Source organism: Mesotoga sp. H07pep.5.4, from assembly GCF_003664935.1.
Taxonomy (GTDB): Bacteria; Thermotogota; Thermotogae; order Petrotogales; family Kosmotogaceae; genus Mesotoga; species Mesotoga prima.
This window is the reverse complement of the sequence record NZ_JFHM01000027.1, coordinates 1-17438: the sequence shown is the minus strand read 5'-3', so window position 1 is coordinate 17438 and position 17438 is coordinate 1. Positions and strand designations below refer to the sequence as shown.

Annotated in this window: 16 protein-coding genes; 6 read left to right on the top strand and 10 right to left on the bottom strand. The window is 46.3% G+C overall.

Annotated elements, in window-relative coordinates; genetic code table 11:
* The first annotated feature begins 17 nt into the window (after positions 1-17).
* Positions 18-626, top strand: a complete 609-nt coding sequence (locus tag Y696_RS11890; protein WP_259459944.1) for a DUF6305 family protein — start codon at positions 18-20, stop codon at positions 624-626.
* Between the two features lie 343 nt (positions 627-969).
* Positions 970-1437: a hypothetical protein gene (locus tag Y696_RS11885; RefSeq protein ID WP_183084228.1), complete on the top strand. Its 468-nt coding sequence runs from the start codon at positions 970-972 to the stop codon at positions 1435-1437.
* Positions 1438-1524: 87 nt separating this feature from the next.
* Here the strand turns inward: Y696_RS11885 and Y696_RS11880 are convergent, their stop codons facing one another.
* Positions 1525-3444 carry a bifunctional 2',3'-cyclic-nucleotide 2'-phosphodiesterase/3'-nucleotidase gene (locus Y696_RS11880; RefSeq protein WP_121510650.1) on the bottom strand — a complete coding sequence of 640 codons (1920 nt, stop codon included), beginning with the start codon at positions 3442-3444 and terminating at the stop codon, positions 1525-1527.
* A gap of 551 nt (positions 3445-3995) precedes the next feature.
* On the opposite strand from Y696_RS11880, the gene Y696_RS14515 reads away from it, so the two are divergent.
* The 4 genes from Y696_RS14515 to Y696_RS11860 all read left to right on the top strand — a co-directional run bounded on the left by Y696_RS14515 (position 3996) and on the right by Y696_RS11860 (position 6917).
* Complete coding sequence (locus Y696_RS14515) at positions 3996-4229, top strand: FGGY-family carbohydrate kinase (protein ID WP_409071685.1); 234 nt, start codon at positions 3996-3998, stop codon at positions 4227-4229.
* Between the two features lie 626 nt (positions 4230-4855).
* A complete protein-coding gene (locus Y696_RS11870; protein WP_121510648.1) occupies positions 4856-5059 on the top strand; it encodes a hypothetical protein in 204 nt (67 codons plus the stop codon).
* Between the two features lie 268 nt (positions 5060-5327).
* Positions 5328-6221, top strand: coding sequence for a carbohydrate kinase family protein (locus tag Y696_RS11865; protein ID WP_121510647.1), 894 nt, complete (start codon positions 5328-5330; stop codon positions 6219-6221).
* A gap of 69 nt (positions 6222-6290) precedes the next feature.
* Positions 6291-6917 carry an SGNH/GDSL hydrolase family protein gene (locus tag Y696_RS11860; protein ID WP_121510646.1) on the top strand — a complete coding sequence of 209 codons (627 nt, stop codon included), beginning with the start codon at positions 6291-6293 and terminating at the stop codon, positions 6915-6917.
* 9 nt (positions 6918-6926) lie between these two features.
* Here the strand turns inward: Y696_RS11860 and Y696_RS11855 are convergent, their stop codons facing one another.
* The 9 genes from Y696_RS11855 to Y696_RS11815 all read right to left on the bottom strand — a co-directional run bounded on the left by Y696_RS11855 (position 6927) and on the right by Y696_RS11815 (position 16659).
* A complete protein-coding gene (locus tag Y696_RS11855) occupies positions 6927-7481 on the bottom strand; it encodes a peptide deformylase (RefSeq protein WP_259459943.1) in 555 nt (184 codons plus the stop codon).
* Positions 7471-8100 carry an NUDIX domain-containing protein gene (locus Y696_RS11850; RefSeq protein WP_121510644.1) on the bottom strand — a complete coding sequence of 210 codons (630 nt, stop codon included), beginning with the start codon at positions 8098-8100 and terminating at the stop codon, positions 7471-7473. The genes Y696_RS11855 and Y696_RS11850 overlap by 11 nt, the downstream gene beginning before the upstream one ends.
* Before the next feature lie 114 nt (positions 8101-8214).
* Entirely contained in the window at positions 8215-9831 is a 1617-nt protein-coding gene (locus Y696_RS11845; protein WP_121510643.1) for an NAD(P)/FAD-dependent oxidoreductase, read from the bottom strand.
* Entirely contained in the window at positions 9815-10786 is a 972-nt protein-coding gene (locus Y696_RS11840) for an SDR family NAD(P)-dependent oxidoreductase (RefSeq protein ID WP_121510642.1), read from the bottom strand. Before Y696_RS11840 ends, Y696_RS11845 begins: the two co-directional genes overlap by 17 nt.
* Before the next feature lie 9 nt (positions 10787-10795).
* Positions 10796-11239: a nuclear transport factor 2 family protein gene (locus Y696_RS11835; protein ID WP_014731849.1), complete on the bottom strand. Its 444-nt coding sequence runs from the start codon at positions 11237-11239 to the stop codon at positions 10796-10798.
* Positions 11240-11466: 227 nt separating this feature from the next.
* A complete protein-coding gene (lipA, locus tag Y696_RS11830; protein ID WP_014731848.1) occupies positions 11467-12324 on the bottom strand; it encodes a lipoyl synthase in 858 nt (285 codons plus the stop codon).
* The gene (lipB, locus tag Y696_RS11825) at positions 12299-13006 is read right to left on the bottom strand and encodes a lipoyl(octanoyl) transferase LipB (RefSeq protein ID WP_121510641.1); all 708 of its coding nucleotides are present in this window, start codon (positions 13004-13006) and stop codon (positions 12299-12301) included. The genes lipA and lipB overlap by 26 nt, the downstream gene beginning before the upstream one ends.
* 2 nt (positions 13007-13008) lie before the next feature.
* On the bottom strand, positions 13009-14250 hold the full coding sequence (locus tag Y696_RS11820) for a penicillin acylase family protein (protein WP_121510640.1): 1242 nt from the start codon (positions 14248-14250) through the stop codon (positions 13009-13011).
* A gap of 381 nt (positions 14251-14631) precedes the next feature.
* The gene (locus tag Y696_RS11815; protein ID WP_121510639.1) at positions 14632-16659 is read right to left on the bottom strand and encodes a 5'-nucleotidase C-terminal domain-containing protein; all 2028 of its coding nucleotides are present in this window, start codon (positions 16657-16659) and stop codon (positions 14632-14634) included.
* Positions 16660-17438: the final 779 nt, after the last annotated feature.

Sequence of the window (17438 nt, the reverse complement as noted above, 5' to 3'; positions counted from 1 at the left end):
ATTGTGGAGGGGAATACATGAAATCAAAGATGTCATTGTTTTTATCAGTCATATTCATCGCGTTTCTAATTTCGCCGCTTTACGCAGGCGCTATCGAGCCTCTTGCAAGACCGCCGATTATTGCAACGGCGATAGGCGACGGTGCAGCATCAGACGTTCTCGCTCTAGTCTGTGAAATGAACGGAATTGATTACGAGAACATCCTTCAGTTGAAACCCGAAGAGTTCATGGAGAAGCTCGACTCGGAAAATGCACCCGGAACACTCTTTATTGCCCCCGGTGCCATGGTCGAGGGGGATCTATATACCTTATGCGGTGTTGAGAAAATCGATGTAGGGCAGGAGATCCACAGAATAGAACAGCTCATATCGATAGCGAAAGCGCGAGGAGTTCCCGTCGTGGCAGTTCACATTGAAGGTGGCTTCACTTCACCAGATAGCGATCCGAGGCCGTCGTTCGATTTGCTTATGCCAAAAGTCGACTACATAATCCTGGTGTCGCCGGAAGGGCCAAGTGAGTATTTCTCCGCGCTCTCGGAGCAAACCGGGGTACAGCTGATAGTGGTCGACAAAGCTGAAAGAATTCTCGATGCTCTTGATCTCTTATTCTCAATGGGTGGATCTTGATATAATGCTTGAAACATAGTCTCACTTAATCAGTTTGAAATTTCTTTGATGAGTTCTGAATAGAGCTAAAGTTCTTATAAATCAATCTTCTTAAGGGATTGAGTTACAGAACGGGATTAAGGATTCTGTGTTGTTCAATATTGGAGCATGCAAATCACCCTCGAGATTTCTCTCTTGCACAATAAGGGCTTTCCAATTCGCCGAATGGCTATTGCTACTAATCTAGCCTCTTCAGGTACCTTGAATTCTTCGTGAGTCGCTCCAGCTAATTGCTCTCCTTGTTACCAGTGATAGAATTGGGATGCGGGAGGAAGACAGAATTATCCTAGAAAGGATGGTTGTTATGGATTCCGAAAAGCTTACGGAGCAGGAATGGCACAAAAAGCAGGCGATAGTGAACTTCAACCTTACATGGGACCTAATAGATAAGAAAGACAGAACTGCAGAAGATGACCTTCTTATGATACATGCCGCTCACGCATCTCGCTTCCACTGGGGAGTAGTAGGTACCCCGATCGAATTTGCAAGGGGTGAGTGGCAGGTGTCCAGAGTTTACTCTTTACTGAACATGGCAGAGTCGGCCTTGTATCACGGAGAGCTTTCACTTAAGTTTTGCACCGACAATGCTATAAGTGGTTTCGATCTTGCCTTTGGCTATGAAGCCGTTGCAAGAGCCTACATGATCGTAGGAAAACGCGACCGTATGGATGAGTATATGAAACTGGCAAGAGAAGCGGCCGATCTAATCGAGGATGAGCAGGAGAGAAACTACTTTCTTTCTGAGTTGGAGACCATCGCTCCTCAACAATAGTCACAGGGCTCCGTAATTGTAGTTTCAGATCGAAATGACAGAAAATAAATTGCGGGCCCCGTAAGGGGCCCGTTTTCTAAAAGTAAGCTACTTAACTTCCTGCATTACCGTATCTTCAAGGTATTTAGCGAGTTCTACCAAATCAACTTCATAGATTCCCCATCCCGCCTCATCGACTTCAAGGAACTCTATTCCTCGTATTGCATTCCTCTCGATGTATCCCACGCCTTCGGGAGAAGAACGGTACAGAAGTGGCCCAGCCGTGTCAATCGGCAAGATTTTCCAGTTGTTCGTCGGAACTGGATCAATTTCACCTATGTACTGTATGTACTTGATTATGGCTTCACGATTTATCTCGGTTGTCGCCAGAATTACGTTGTCTGCCACATGTGGAAAATTTCCTCCTCCGCTCCCTCTGTAGTTGTTTGTCACTACCAAGAACTCCATTGACGCATCAAGCGGATTGCCTTCAAAGGTCGCAGAAATCAGGCGCTGGCCAGCAGGCCTGCTTATGTCGTAAACATAATCGATTCCCTCGATTACGTCAAAGTTGTATTCCCTAAAATCGTAGTTGACAATATGCTGCGGTTCTGTGGAATATGGGTCAATCTGGTTGAAGTTGTTTGCCGACGCCTCGAGCCAGTCTTTTATCTGTTCTCCGTTGAGTTTTGCCACATAGATAGTGTTCGGATAGATGTAAATGTCTGTTATCGAGCCGATCGTTATGTCTCCTTGAACGTGTGTGAAATATGTTGGACCCTGCCTGCCGGCAATGAAAGGTGCTGCAGCACTAAGAACAGGAAGCCACTCGTATTCAGTTCCAGCGAATTCACGCTCTGCCCACCATATTTGGGCTTCATTGATGATCTGTGTGACTGGGTTATCAATGATTCTTGAGAAATAGGAAGTTATCTCGGTGTCGGTCCAGCCTATTGGAGTCCTTACATACTCAATAGTTGCTTCATGTTTTTGAGCAACCAGCTCAGCAAGCTGCCGATGAGTCTCAACTTCAGGAGTTACAGGAACAAGCGAAGCTGAACCATCTAGTACTTCCCAGTCTCCAGTAGTCCAGTCATAAGCTAGATCGAGATTAATGATACCTAAATGCGAACCCCAGGAACCGGGTTGTACAGTCGGAACACCAAAGATCAGCCCCTTGTCGTTATCGATGCCTTCGATATCTGCGAAATCGCCAGGGAAATGGGAATGCTGATGACCGAGAATCATTGCATCGATTCCTTCGACCTGAGCGAGGTAATAAGCCGCATTCTCCTGAGCATCATAGCTTGTTATTTCATCTGTGGATATTCCGGTATGAGCAACTGCAACAACGAGATCCGACTGATCTTTAAGAACAGGAATGTGTTTCTCCGCCTGTTCTATAATTGTCTGGGTGAACACGGTTCCTTCTAGATGACGCCTTCCCCAGCTCATTATCTGTGGAGGTGTGAAGCCTATCACACCTATCCTAATTGGGATTCCGTCCACTTCCCTTTCAAGAATGACGAAGGGATTCACCAAAAAATCCTTTGGATCTTCGGCCATTCTGATATTTGCGGAGACCCAGGGGAAGACAGAGTTGCTTCTTGCACGTTCAAAAAACTCGAGACCAAAGTCAGTGACATCATGATTCCCTACCGAAACGGCATCATAGCCAATATAATTATAAGCCCGCACGATTGTCTGAAAATCAAAGCCTTCAGGAGGATTAACATCGGCCTCGTAGTCTCCTACTAGACTTCCCTGGATAAAGTCGCCCGTATCGAACAGCAGAGTGTTTGCGTTTCCGCTTCTGACCTTTTCAATGAGTGTGAAAACCTTTGCGAGACCAATACTCTCATTCGGCTTATCCCCCATGTAGTCGTAGGGCATAATGTACTGATGCATGTCTGTCGTACCCATAATAACGAGGTTGTGAACAGTCTTGCCAGTTGCAGAGAATAACAAACTTGAAAAGGCAAGTAAGATCAAGAGAACAGTCGCGATACTCTTCCTTTTCTCAAGCATTTTCTCACTCCTCCTTGAAAGAGACAGGTTGCTTTTCATTCAGGAACGAAGCAACCATGTGGGTATTTATTATATAACTGGCATCATCTCCCAGCAAAGAAATACTTAGGGTGTATCTCAGATAATACATCTACTTTTTGAAGAGGGTTTCGATAAACGTGAATGAGTCTTGCTCCGGATCTCTAGAATTTACATGAGGACAACGAAAGAAGCGGTCAGAGTCTTCCGGCATAGAAGTACTCTTGAATCCTTTGGTAAACTCGACAGAGTTTCATCTGTAATACCCAGTTAGGTCTCTTGGAGACATCACTGAATATTAGATTCACAATGACAAAGGGACAATGGATCACAAAGGAATATGGATACTCGTTGATAAAATCGTTTCTTTGAGACGTGTCAATCGTAGTAGTTATTCTACAGAAATAATTCGTTTAATTCATTACCTATGTAGATCGAACAAAGCTTTTGGCCTTCAAATCCTCTTTGATATTTTTCCTGATTAATTAAGAACTGTAAAAGCTTAACATGTGCGAGTTCCTAAGGCGTAAAGCATTAAATTAAATCTACTCAAGAGAGTCTTCTTTGGCCTTTCTATGGAAACGGACAGGGAGAGTATACTCTCCGCGTTGTTTGAATCCATAGCAATTGACATCAGCATGATAAGCGATGAGATAAAGAGAACGGCACTTGAACCAGGCCAAATTTGTGCCTCTGGAGGAGGAACTAGGAACGAGGTTCTCCTCGGGCTGATCGCCACGGTGCTCGATCGTGAACTCTTGGTTTGACCGCAAGAATACGACTCTGCTAGCGGTGCCGGACTAATTGCTTTGTCGGCGTTTTCGGAATCGAGTCTCTCGGAAGTCGTAGACAAAATCAAAGAGATATGTCATTGTCGAACCCTGGAACGAATTCAGAGAATACATTTTCGAGAGGAAGGAAGTCTTCAAGGAGCTGTACAATTGCAATCGAGATCTTTTTTTGAAGAGATGAAGTTTCTTTGAGAACAAAGGAAGCATCTTAGAGATGAAAAAACCAGCCGGGGAAACCCCCCGCTTGATTATATACTAAGAAATTAACAGGAACGAGGCTTCACAGAAAGATTGCGCCAGTTTTCTGTATATTATAAGTCTTTACAAGCAAAGTCTTACAAGCGAGTTAGCGGTCATGAACTTGGGATTTGCTGTCGTCTTAATTGGCTTGGAATTTGTAGGATCTCGCTTCAAAAAAGGTTGAAAGAATATCGCCCATTCAGGATGCATAGATGCGAAAGATTCGGAAACGTCGTCTTGGACGTACGTGGACCTGATCTCATTCTTGTGAAGAGCACCAAGTGCTATAATTTTGGTGTGAGACGTTCTAGATAAACTCTTTCTTCGGCTATGAAGTATTTGTTTGAAGGAGGTGTTGTGAAGTGATTTACTACGTAGATGACAACGCAAAGCCGACCGGAGAACATGAAATTCATACGGAGTACTGCGATAGGCTCAAAGAAGTAAAATCGAAGACAAGGCTGGGAGATTTCGTTAACTGCTTCGGAGCCCTTCAGAAGGCGAGAGAGATATACCCAAATGTCGATGGCTGCATTCATTGCTGCAGTGAATGCCATAAGGGCTGAAGCGTCTTCATAAATTTCAGATTAATGGTCGCTTGTAGGGAATAAATGCATCTTTCTTGCAGATTCGTATAGCCGGCGTTTTTGCTTTTTTCTGTTGATTTCTCCGGCTATAAGGATTTTGTTAACTTTCACTTTTCAGTGTCTTTTGAGATAACGGCCTGCAACGGTTAATAACACTTCATTTCAGAATTCCGCATTTTTTACGGATGCTATAATCATTCGGAACTGATGATTCATACCCGCAGATATCGGAGAAGAGAGTGGTGAAATGGGCAGAGTAGTTATCGTTGGCAACGTTGATGTCGATATCATAGCAGGTCCGATTGACGACTGGCCAGAATGGGGAACGGAGATAGGAGTAGATACTGTTGATATGCGTATCGGCGGGCAGGCGGCCAACACAGCTGTTGTGCTCGCCGACCTTGGAGTACCTGTGGAAGTAGTTACTGTAGCCGGAAATGATCTCTTCGGGAAGGCCTTAGAGCAACGATTCATTCAAATGGGAATTTCCGTCGAAGGGCTTGCCCTCATCGAAGGCAAGACTCCTCATACAGTTGCGATAACTCATACAAGCAGTGAGAGAAGCTTCTTGAGCGACGAATCTGTCATGCGTTTCATGGATGTTGACTTTGTTAGCAATAAGCTTACTAACGTCAAAGGCGCACATATCCTGTTTTGTGGAATCAATGTTCTTAACGGTTTGAGAAGGGGAGACTTGAAGGCCCTTCTGGAATCTCTCAATGATGATAACGTCATCTACATGGATCCAGGATGGCCTCCAGACGGCTGGAAGTCATTCAGACCTCAGATAAGGAGCTTGCTGAATTCATTAGACTGGTTCTTACCCAACGAAGCCGAACTAATCGAGGTGACACAAGAAGCTTCGATTTCCAGCGCCGTGGAAAGCTTTCAGAGGGAGTTCACCAGTAATGCGATGGTGAAGATGGGCTCTGAAGGTTCGCTCATGATCTCTAGAGACAGTTCAAAAGAGTATTCGACCGAAAGGTCAGAGAACGTTGTGGATACGATTGGAGCCGGGGATTCCTTCAATGCCGGGTTTATCTATTCGGCGGCCGTCAAAGGAAGCTATGATGTCGACCTTGCCCACAGGATCGCCAGAGACTGGATCGAGGGAAGATACAGGGAGAAAATTTCCTTGTAGGTTGCTCTGATTAGTCTTCGCAGTTTTTTGGAAGTATACTGTCTATTCATAAGCAGGGGGATGAAGAGAGTGTTTCTTAGAGAAGGTCAAAGAGTACTCTTTCAAGGGGATAGCGTGAATGATACTGATAGGGACAGAGAGGACTTCTACTCTCTTGGGGACGGTTATCCTGCAATTATCTCCGGACTCGTGGGTTCTGCGCATCCGGAACTGAGAATCGAGTTTCTGAACAGAGGCGTTGGAGGAGATAGGGTACGGGATCTTCGCAGACGCTGGGAAGTTGATTGCCTTGATCTCTCTCCTGACTGGGTTTCGATACTTGTGGGTATAAACGACTGTTGGCGCCTCTACGACAGCAACGATAAAACGGAGCCGGAGGACTTCGAAAACGACTACAGGTATCTGCTGGAATCGGTCAGGTCAAAGGGAGCATCTGTGATAATAATGGAACCCTTCTTCCTTCCAGTCTTCTCAGGGATGGAGAGATGGACTGAAGATCTTGGACCGAAGATCCAGATAATCAGGAGAGTTGCAAGGGAATTTGGAGCGATTTATCTTCCGCTCGATGGAATTTTCGCTGCTGCATCTGCGAGATGCGAGCCGGAATTCTGGGCCAAAGACGGTGTTCACCCCACTCCCGAGGGACACGCCCTCATTGCTCGTCACTGGCTTCAGGCAATGAATATCGTTCTCTGATTCAATAGGTTAATCTGAAATTGTCGGCTCGATGCTGTAGTTCACAAGGCGATCGTAGTATTCGCGATTCCTTTCATATTCCGAGCGGTATATGATACTTTTGGCATCTAATGCGTGATCTATAGCGAGAATGCCGTCGAGGTGGTCTATCTCATGCTGAAGCAGCTCCGATCTTGCCTGATCGACCCCCTTCCACTCGTGTTCGATTCCCCTTTCATCTTCATACACGACATCTATCGAAAGGCTTCTTTCGAGCCTAATGAGCAGATTTGGAAAGGACATGCAGTCATCCCACATTGTAAATGTAGCCCTACTGCGGTTGACTATTCGCGGGTTTATAATTGCAAAACTTCCTTGACCTAGATTGAGCGCAACGATTCTCTTAAGAATGCCGATTTGCGGGGCTGAAATTCCGCGACCAAAGCCATTTTCTTTTCTGAATTCATCAAGGGCCTGTTTGAGCAAGACGATCTGGCCTATCGTCTCCTGGCTTCGAAAGTCAGTGACGGTAGAGGATTTTTCGCGGAGCAACGGATTTCCAAGAAGCAATACTTCACACGTCATCATCAACCTCCGAAAGCTCTTTGGCTCTTTTCAAGAGATGTGCAAGAGCCGCTGCCGTTCCTAGGGGAAAGAGAAAAGTTCCGGTCTCTAGAGAGCCGGCGACAACCTCTCCCCCCGAGGAGATTATATCTTCAAGTGCTATCTTGCGCTCAAGACTTTCGCAGAGCAATTCCTCCGGTATGGCAATTAAAGCGCTGACCTCTTCGGGGTCGAGTTCGAAGGGAGTGTCATCTGCAAAATGCGCATTAAAGCAAGCGATGAAGTATGGCTCTTTCTCGGGTAAGTCTTTTCGTCGATCTAACATTTCGTAGATCATTCTGGGGGCGGGTGAAGTAAGTTCGATTGTGTCAACAACGCTTCCGTCCGGTTGAACTATATCCGTTCTCGCTGAATGAATTATTTCGACGGCCTTTCCAGTCTCTTCGACTGCTTCGCGTTTTGCTGCCTGGATGAACCCCTCGCCTTCTTCACAGTGGCCACCGATTCCGGCGAAGAACCTTTCTCCGAACTCTGTTCGATGCTTCCTTCCAGAAACCTGAAAGAGGTAAAGGCCCCGGTGCTTTATAATCAGTCCAGTGCCCTTTTCGGAATTATCTGGAACCCAACTGTTGATATTCATAGTATTCTTTCCTTCATTACTCGATTGTCGAGACAATCATCTATTTATCCAAAGAGGCGATCTTCTATATGTGCGAAGACCACTGTCGCTGGTCTACAGACAACGTAATGGTCTTTAGCCGCCGGATCGGTCCCTATTCAAATTCTTTATCACGGAATCGGCTGCCAGCTTTCCCGTAAGGATGCTTATCGGTACACCTGCAGGGCTATAAGCCCACTGGCCGGCCTGAAGAACATCCGGTATTTTCGTTTTGACCGAGCTGTTTACCTTCATCATACTGGCTACAACTGGTATCGGTTCCTCGAAAGACCATCCTACAATCGAGCCTTCAGTGCTGCCGGAGTAACTCTCTATTGAAAGCGGGCTGCTGGAAAATGAAAAGAGAATCCTGTCTTTCAGAATCGGGTAGATTGAATTAGATAGAACTTCGATTATTCTCTTTTCTAGCTCTTCTTTCAGCTCTCCGTACCAGCCGGACTCATACGCTTTCTTCACTATATCGTATTCGAAGAGTGTGCTTACAATAAGACCGGTCTTTCCTTGTGGGGCTAGGTCTCTGTCCTTGAGAACGGGGATCGAAATCTCGTAGGTGCTCAGTTTGCAGAACCTGTCAAGCCAGCTCAAGACTTCTTCTCTTGAATTTACAGACCAGTTCTCCAGAATGGACTTCATTTCGCTGCGATGAGTCTCGCCAAGGCCTTTCTTTGAAGGGGTATAGAAGAAGTGCCCGCTGGAGATCGCTTCAAATTTCTCAGGCGGTTCGTCGACCGCGATGAAGACGCTGAAGATAGAATCGGTCCCATGTTTCTTCGATATCTCTGATCTGAATGCGTTGACCGTTTCCGTTGCGGTCTCGTGCAGGCCGTCTGTTTTTACAATGGAGTAGAGCTTCTTTAGGTCGGCAGCCCACACAAGCTTCTTGTATTTATGGGATCTTCCATTGCTATCCACGATTACTTTTTTCTCGGCATGGACCTCTGTCACTTCCCTACCCGTCTCGATTTCCCCACCGAACTGGATTATCTTTTCTTTTACGCGTTCCGCCATAGCTCCAACTCCACCCTTCGGATAGAAGTAATCCTGATATAGGTAGAAATAACTCATGGCGAAAAAAGTCGGTGTGTTCTTGAAGAAGTGCTGATCAATGATGTCTCTCAAAGAACTGTCTTGGACAATCTTTTCGAGGAACTCCTCGACCGGCATCCTGAATTTTCCAATTCTTCGGAGGGTGAAAAGGAACTTGAACAGCCAGGGCAGGTACACTTTGACAAAATACGACTTGTTGTTCTTGAAGTCCATGAAAAGGGGATTATCGACTCCGTAGAGAATCTCCATGTCCTTCATGATTCTCTTTATGAATGAAACGACTCTCTCGATTTCATCCTCGCTTCCAGAATACATCTTCCTAAGAAGATCTGAATACTCCTTTAAACTTTCCTTCGAGGTCACACGTATAACACTGTTTTCGATCCCCACAGATACCGGACTCTTGACTCTTTCGATTTCAATCCCAAGCTCCCTCAGCATGGGGAGAATAATTCCCGCGCTTTCGAGCGCCCTCACACCGCCGTCGAAGAGGAAGCCATCTCTCCAAAAGGAGTTGATCAGGCCCCCACACTTCTCGTTCTTCTCCAACAAGAGGACTCTAGCTCCGTGCTTTGCAATATATGCGGCACTGGTCATTCCGGCTATTCCACCGCCAACTATTATCGCGTCATAGATTTCCGTCATCGATGCCCCCCATTCGTAGGCTTTCCTGCCAGAGTTTTTTAGCTGTTTCCATGTCGAGTGCGGGAGGGGCGGGAATCTCTTCCGTGGTTAGATTGAAGAACTTTCCGCCGACATCCTGGAGATCACCGGAAACACCAAGATAGTAAAGGGCTTCTGCCGAGATTTCCGGCGTACGGGAGAATCTGTCGACAACATTTCTCTTATACCATTTGTATAGTGCTCCATTTTCCTTTCCCGTACCCGTCTTGACTGCACCGGGGTGCATTGCGTTTATTGTGACTCCGCTTCCTTCGAAGTACTGATTAAGAATAAGCATGCTAAGCAGCTGGCAAGTCTTTGCAGAGCCGTAGGCCTTAAGGCCAGTGTAACGTCTCTTCTGCCAGTTAAGGTCCTCCGTTTCTATTCCCCAGACGGCAAATCGATGGCCTTCCGAATTCACAATCAGAATGCGTCCGCTTCCCTGAGCTTTCAGCTTCTCTCTTATTAGATAGTTTATGACGAATGAGGAGAGATAATTGACTACGAAAGTCGTTTCAAAGCCTTCCTTTGTAGGTTCTTTGCGCTTCAGAAAGACTCCAGCGTTGTGTATCAAGACATCTATGGTATCTCCCATCGTAGAGAGCTCTTTACCGACTCTCAGGCTATCGTCTAGACTGCTGAAGTCGGCTATCATATATGAACACTGAACGCCGAAGTCGCGTTTGAGTTCGTCGCAAAGCCTTTCCGATTTTTCCCTGTTTCGATTTATGGAAAGAATCCTCGCTCCGTGGCTTGCATACTTCCTGCATGTGTAGTATCCAATACCCGAAGTGCCTCCGGTAATGACCATTAGGCGACCCTCAAAAGCATCATTGCAGATCTTTGGATCAGACTTGTTGTTCCTAATCATAGCTCGAATGTTGGACCATTTGTATTGTTTCCAGTATTTGCGGATGGGTTTCTTGCCTCTCTCCATGTGCAAAACCTACCCGAAGTGTTTTCTCATGAAACGCCTGTAAGGCTTTCTGAATGAGGGTATGTTGTCGAAGATATCACCCCAAAGGTCATAGTAATCTCTCTGCTCGATTATCTTTCCCCCTTCACTAATAGAGAGACGGCTCGCACCATAAATCACGGAAGTCCTCGTCTTCTTGAAGAGTATCGTCATCTCCCATTCGACAAAGACCACGTTGTCTTCCTTAATGACTCTAAGAACGGCCATTTTCAGCTCTTTGGATCTCTCGGCAAGTCTTTCGGTCATTTTCTTGAATTCTTCGATTCCCCGGATTTCCTGGATCGTGTCTTTAAAGAGAATGTTGTCGTCGTAGTACGGTAGAATGTGGGACCAGTCAGGTTTCCCTTCTGTGTTGTAAGTCTTTGACCATAGTTCTCGAATCTGATCGGCACTCTCTATACAAAATCCATCCATAATCACAACTCCCCAAAACGGTCATTAGAAACATACAGAGTCCTGTATTCACTCAAGTAACTAGTCAAACATGGAGAATATCTTAAGCAAATCGTATCACGGCGACTCTTGCGAAGCAAATATTTGGAGGATTACAAAATAGCAATCTTCAATTCTGCCCGACAAACTGTGAACGATAGATTTGAAAGTAACAAAAGTTCAGAAACAATGCTGTTGAAAAACGCTCTCTAGCGCAAACTTGAGAAGCCAAGAGCGGCATGATAGGAGCTACGAACGAGAGGACCCGATGCGACGAACGAAAAGCCTCTCTCAAGAGCGAAGATTCTGTAGCCTTCAAACTGCTCCGGCGTAATATACTCGACTACCGGAAGGTGCTTATGAGATGGCTGCAGATACTGACCAATAGTCAACATTCTGCAGCCTGCATCAGACAGGTCCTTTATTACTGACTTAACCTCGTCTTCGCGCTCACCAAGGCCCACCATTATTCCAGATTTGGTAATTATCGAAGAGTCAATTTCCTTCACTCTCCTCAAGAGACCGATAGAACGCTCGTACGTTGCTCCGGGTCTTACATTGGCGTACAGAGAAGGTACGGTCTCTATATTGTGATTCAAAACGTCCGGATGCTCTCTAACGATTCTTTCGAGAGCCTTCCAGTTACCATTTAGGTCAGGAATCAGTAGCTCGATTGTCGTATTTGGACAGTTCTTTCTCAGTTCACGGACTACATCGACGAATTGAGAAGCGCCACCATCGTTAAGATCGTCCCTGGTAACCGAGGTGATCACAGCATGTCTCAGTTGGAGAAGATGGACGGCGTGGGAAATGTTCTCCGGCTCCTTTGGATCTGGAGAGCCTGGTATTCCCTTTGAGACTGCACAGAATCGACAGTTCCTTGTGCAGATATTTCCAAGTATCATGAATGTAGCGGTTCTGGATGCAAAACACTCTCCCATATTTGGACATCTCGCCTCTTCGCACACGGTATGAAGACGCAGGCTTCGCAACATGACCTTTATTTCGCTAAGCTTACTCCTGTCGGCATTGAGCTTCTTCTTAAGCCAGTCTGGTTTCTCCTTCACTTTGACCACTCTCCAGCCATTCTCTCGAAACTTCTATCAGTTTGCTCTTAAAGACAAGAGAAAATTTTTCTTCCACACTCTCTATGATCTCATGTAAATCAACACTATCCACAAAATCGTCCATCGATGCAATCGTATAGTCTTTTATGCCGCAGGGATTGATCAGTTTGAAATGTTCCTTATTCACCCGTACGTTCAGGGCAAATCCATGCATTGTGAACCATCTTTTTACGGCGATACCGACAGCGGCAATCTTTGTTTCTTTTACCCAGACGCCCCTGTATTCCGGTTTCCTTCCGGCTTCAATGCCATAATCTTCCAGCACTCTAATTACTACCTCTTCGAGAGAGTGCACGTACCATGGAAGATCTTTCTTCCATTTCCCAAGGTTCAGAACGGGGTATGCAACAACCTGTCCCGGACCGTGATAAGTTATGTTTCCTCCCCTACCGGTACTTTGGAGCTCTACCCCCAGTCTCTCAAGCTCGCTTTCATCTACGAGAAGATTCTCTCTTCCGCCAGATTTGCCCACGGTAAGGACTGGTTCATGTTCAAGGAGAATCAGTATGCAATCGGCCTTCCCCGACATAACCTTTTCAAGAGCTAGATTCTGCAGATTCAGCCCTTCAAGGTATTTTGTGAGCCCGTTCAGTCTCAGTGAAAAGCAACTTCGATTCTCCATTTTCAGTCGGACCCCAATTGACGCATAGTCTTATTGATTGGCGAAAAAAGTGTTTCAATCGATTCTACATATTTCATGACTTCTTCTAGACTCAGAGAAGCGGGTCTGGTTTCTCCGGTAACCCATAGTTCGACCTGATCGAAGAAATGGGGGCTGCGTGGATCTTCTGAAGCTCCTGGTGTCAGAAACGCTCTGCACTTGTCTATGTTTGAAAGGTCGACGATCTGTGTGTAAGAGTTTCCCAGTTGCGACCAGATGGTATTTCCCGAGGTGGTTACGAGATCGGGCGCTTTTCGATTCGCATCTGGGTAAATCAAGGGGAGGCCTTCAAGATTAGTCTGATAAACCATAACCACCTTTCTAACTTGAGAAACGGCCTCTCGAAGACTGCCAGCCGAAGCCTCAAGTAACTGGTTGACCCAGACTGCCAATTCTTCCTCTTCCGGCAACTTCTGAGTTCTTTCAAACTCTTCCAGGGCAGAACGAAGTAGGAAGATATTTCCGGAATGGCGCCCGCTGTATTTCGAGGCAACAAGAGCAGTGACCGTATTGGGCCACAGACTGCGATGCATTTCCCGCACTACAGTCTCGGCAACATCGGCCGCTCTGCTGTTCTTCAAAAGGCGATAGTCCCAATGACTCAGGGCATTAAGAAGCCTCGTTGAATTCTGTGACAGAAGGTTCTTCTCAGACAAAATGCCTGCGAGAGATAGAAAATCTCTGGCAATTGCCGAGACATTATCTCGATGAATCTCCGAAAAGCTCTCGAAAGTGAATTCGTTTTGATCATCAAGGGGCTCGTAAAGCCTTATACTTCTTGGGTTATGGCCGGTTTCTCCGGTTCCTATAGTTAGAGAATACGGGTACCAGTCTCTGACGGACAAATGACTTGCACTGGCAACTAATCCCGAAAAAGGATTCTGAACATCAGGAAACTCCTGCGCGTGTTTGTAGAGACCGAGTGTGCGCATGAGCTTGCAGGACTCGAGCAAGTCCTTGCCGTAAATCTCGGATAGCGTCCCGGCAACTTTTCTCCTTGAAAGTTCCATTTGAAACGTACGATCCCCCGCAGTGGCATAGCCCGCCCCGAAAAATAGTTCAGAGTCATTGTCGGCATAGATGTGTGCTACTCCCCATGAATCACGTACTATCTCGATTTGACCGGCAAATATTCTTACGGGAAGAATAGAAAGAAGCACAATGATAGAGATTAAAACCATCCACAACGTGATTTGCTTCCTCATATCTGCCCCCTTTTGCTCACTGTCTGGCGTGACCCTCCAATTATAGATCACTCTACTGATGGGAGGAACTTCAAGTTACAATCCGTCATCCAAGGCGATAGTGAATATAGGAAGTGTCTTTCAGAAATCAGCTATCAGATGAGCCTCCATAATTGGAGATCTGATTTCGAAACGTAAACAATGATTCCAAGGTATCTGTGAAGAAGAAAAACACATGAAAGTAATGCAGTTATTGAAGCGCTGGATGTCAATCACTCACTCTCACTATTGAAGGCTTTTCTCAAACGGTAGTATAACCTGGCGAAATTCAGATCTCGTGTTGAGTGTGCAGGCCAAAGAAAAACGGAGAGGTTTCCCTCTCCGTTCGACTGGCGATTCTGATTAATTGGCCGGGTTGATAATAGTTATTCTTCCCTCGTTGACGGGAGCGATTGTTCCGTGTCTTTCGATGTATTCTGCAAATGCATCTCTGAGGAAGGACTTTGTTTCAATGACTTTCTCCATCCCCAGGAACATGGTGAACTTGTCACCGCCGCCCGTTAGGAAGTCGTTGGCGGTGAGTGTGTACATCTTATCCGGATCGAGTGGAACACCGTTGGACGTAACAGATATCAAGCGCTCATACGGTGGTTTCGATGCGTCGAAAGTGTATTCGAGGCCCGATACCTGTAAGAATTGGCCGGCAGCGGCCGGATAAGCCGAAATTCCGTGTTCGAGGACGTCCCATATTTGCTTCCCGGTTGCTCTTACGGCGACGACAAGGTTGTCGAATGGTAAGACCGTGTAGACATCCTTTATCGTAATATCTCCAGCTGGAATACTGGCTCGAACTCCTCCACCGTTCTGTATGGCAAAGTCAGTTCCAGTCATCTCTCGAAGGCTATCGGCAATCGCGTTTGCAAGGTTGGATTCCTTCAGCCTTACCGTGCCCCTTTCCCCATCGAGATCAACCTCGGTTTTTCCAATCACCGTACCGAGCTTTTCGTCAAGCTGAGAAACATAACTCTGAACCACTTCGACTACTTCTTCATCCTGCGGAAGGTTCTGACTCATGAATACGTGGGCGAAGTTCATCCCAATTACTTCACCATTGTAGATGTTGAGATTCGTCTTTGAAATCAGCTCCGCATGTTTTCCTGAAGAGATCACCCAACTACCGTTTATCTTTTCCGGGAAAGCAACAACGTCCCTTCCTCCTTCGAATATAAGATCGTAGCCGGGAACCTTTGCTGGTAGTACTCTGTTGCCACCGTGCAGATGGGCGAGGGCGACCACCAAATCTGCCTGTGGAGATACTTCATCCAGGAGTCTCTTTGCAGCAGAATACTGTTCTTCGAAGGTAATTCCCGCTACGTTCCTTGGATGGGTGTACCAGGCGCTGCTGTCGTCAGTAAGCCCAACAATGGCTATCTTTACCCCGTCGACTTCTTTTATTATGTATGGCTCAAGGAAATAGGGGGATTCTCCAAGGTATAAAGTATTTGCGCCAAGGAATGGGAAATTCGCAAGTTTGCTGTTTCTTTCCATCACGTTGAATGGGAAATCGAAGTCGTGATTACCGAGAACCATGGCGTCGTAGCCCATCATGTTCATGATCTTAATTACCGGCTCTCCTTCGAAGAGGTTGGCGACGTTGGTGTTGTAAGGAGCGTCTCCAACGTCCAGAAGCAGAAGATTTGGCTGAATTGCTCGTTCTGTCTTAACGTAGTAGGCCATCCTCTCCATCGCGCCTACTGGGTACTTCGCCCCGCTTGGTAAATAAGGCTCTATGTGCCCGTGTATGTCTGCGGTTGCGAGCATTGTGATTATCTTGAAATCTGGATTGTCGACGAAGTTCGAAAGAATCTGAGCGGCTTCTTCCCTCCTCAATGGTCTTTCCAGAGAGAGCAACTGGGACGGCACATAGACAAGTTGTGAGAGCTTTGCCGAATAGTCTATTGGTTCATCAACTCCAAATAGAACCTTGGCTACTGCGAGCGCGAATTCGGCGCCCGTTACTGCTTCAAATGGTCTGTAAAGCCCATCGACGACATCTTCGGCTCGTACCTTAATGAGCCCCTCGATGTACTCCTCTCCTTCGATATCGATGATATCTTTGGCAGACGGAACGACGAAAGCCTCATCGATTACTCCTAGTGGATCGGTGTAGACGAACTTCTTCTCGACCTCTTCTTCGAGCTTCATGGAACTGATGGTCGACAGCTTGAATGTCTTTACTATCCACTCGGCAGCATCGGCTCTTGAAAGCGCTTCGGTCGGACTGAAGAGATCGTCCTCTGCCTCAACAATCCCCGCGGCAAATAGCTTTTCGATCGCAGCCGAATATGGGCTGGCCGAAATGTCTTTGAGCCCGGCAAAAGACAACACGCACATCAGTAACGTCGCAATCAGGATAATTCTGTTCCTCAACGTAGTATCCCTCCTCTTTGTAGGGTTATGTGAAATAAAAAAATAGAAAGAGTTCAAGAAAGACCTGCTGAAGCTCACTTTATCACCAAGACTATTATACGTCAGCCAATCAATTTGACGAACGGTTTTAGAGGGATACGATGAAGAGAATCCGACCTTTGTTTTTTTGGATGGTAAGCTTTTTACAGGGACTACAGCTGTTTACCATGCACAACTTCTTCGAAGGTGATTCTCAATTTTAAGCTGGTAAGACCATTCTGTTGAATACAATCTGTTGATTGATGAATGCGGATTCGATTATGCGCACTTGTTCTATCTATAGAAGGGGTCACCGAGGAAAATAACAAGATTCGACAAAAAGAATGATCGAGATGCTGAATCAAGTTCATGACGATATCTGACGTTTCTTTACTCTAGAGCTTGGCACACTGGAACAGACAACTTGCAACTGCTCTTTCGAAGGACGGGTTTCACGATCCCGGCCGAAGGACCGAGGACGGCTCCTACTCCTATTTGTTGTCCGTCAACGGTCCACCGTCCTCCGAGAAGATCTTTTCTAGAAAGTCCAGATCCTGAACAGGATCACGAGGATGACAAAATGAGTTCGTTCTGATCCGAGGGCGTAATTTGTTTCTTGAGGACTGGGTCAAGCTCTTGTTTTTTGCTCCCGACCAACACCCGACCTTCGACCCCTAACCACGGTCTGGTGAGTAGCCCAGGGGGATTTCACCCCCAGGCTCTCTCAGAACCGGACTTGAATCTCTCGATTCATCCGGCTC

Excerpts from the sequence above, each read along its gene's own strand:
- Y696_RS11850 (WP_121510644.1), bottom strand. The coding sequence starts at position 8,100 with ATGAATATCAACAGTTGGGTTCCAGATAATTCCGAAAAGGGCACTGGA.
- Y696_RS11855 (WP_259459943.1), bottom strand. The coding sequence starts at position 7,481 with ATGACGTGTGAAGTATTGCTTCTTGGAAATCCGTTGCTCCGCGAAAAA.
- Y696_RS11835 (WP_014731849.1), bottom strand. The coding sequence starts at position 11,239 with ATGGATGGATTTTGTATAGAGAGTGCCGATCAGATTCGAGAACTATGG.
- Y696_RS11840 (WP_121510642.1), bottom strand. The coding sequence starts at position 10,786 with ATGGAGAGAGGCAAGAAACCCATCCGCAAATACTGGAAACAATACAAA.
- Y696_RS11845 (WP_121510643.1), bottom strand. The coding sequence starts at position 9,831 with ATGACGGAAATCTATGACGCGATAATAGTTGGCGGTGGAATAGCCGGA.
- Y696_RS11865 (WP_121510647.1), top strand. The coding sequence starts at position 5,328 with ATGGGCAGAGTAGTTATCGTTGGCAACGTTGATGTCGATATCATAGCA.
- Y696_RS11880 (WP_121510650.1), bottom strand. The coding sequence starts at position 3,444 with ATGCTTGAGAAAAGGAAGAGTATCGCGACTGTTCTCTTGATCTTACTT.
- Y696_RS11890 (WP_259459944.1), top strand. The coding sequence starts at position 18 with ATGAAATCAAAGATGTCATTGTTTTTATCAGTCATATTCATCGCGTTT.
- lipB (WP_121510641.1), bottom strand. The coding sequence starts at position 13,006 with ATGGAGAATCGAAGTTGCTTTTCACTGAGACTGAACGGGCTCACAAAA.
- Y696_RS11885 (WP_183084228.1), top strand. The coding sequence starts at position 970 with ATGGATTCCGAAAAGCTTACGGAGCAGGAATGGCACAAAAAGCAGGCG.
- Y696_RS11820 (WP_121510640.1), bottom strand. The coding sequence starts at position 14,250 with ATGAGGAAGCAAATCACGTTGTGGATGGTTTTAATCTCTATCATTGTG.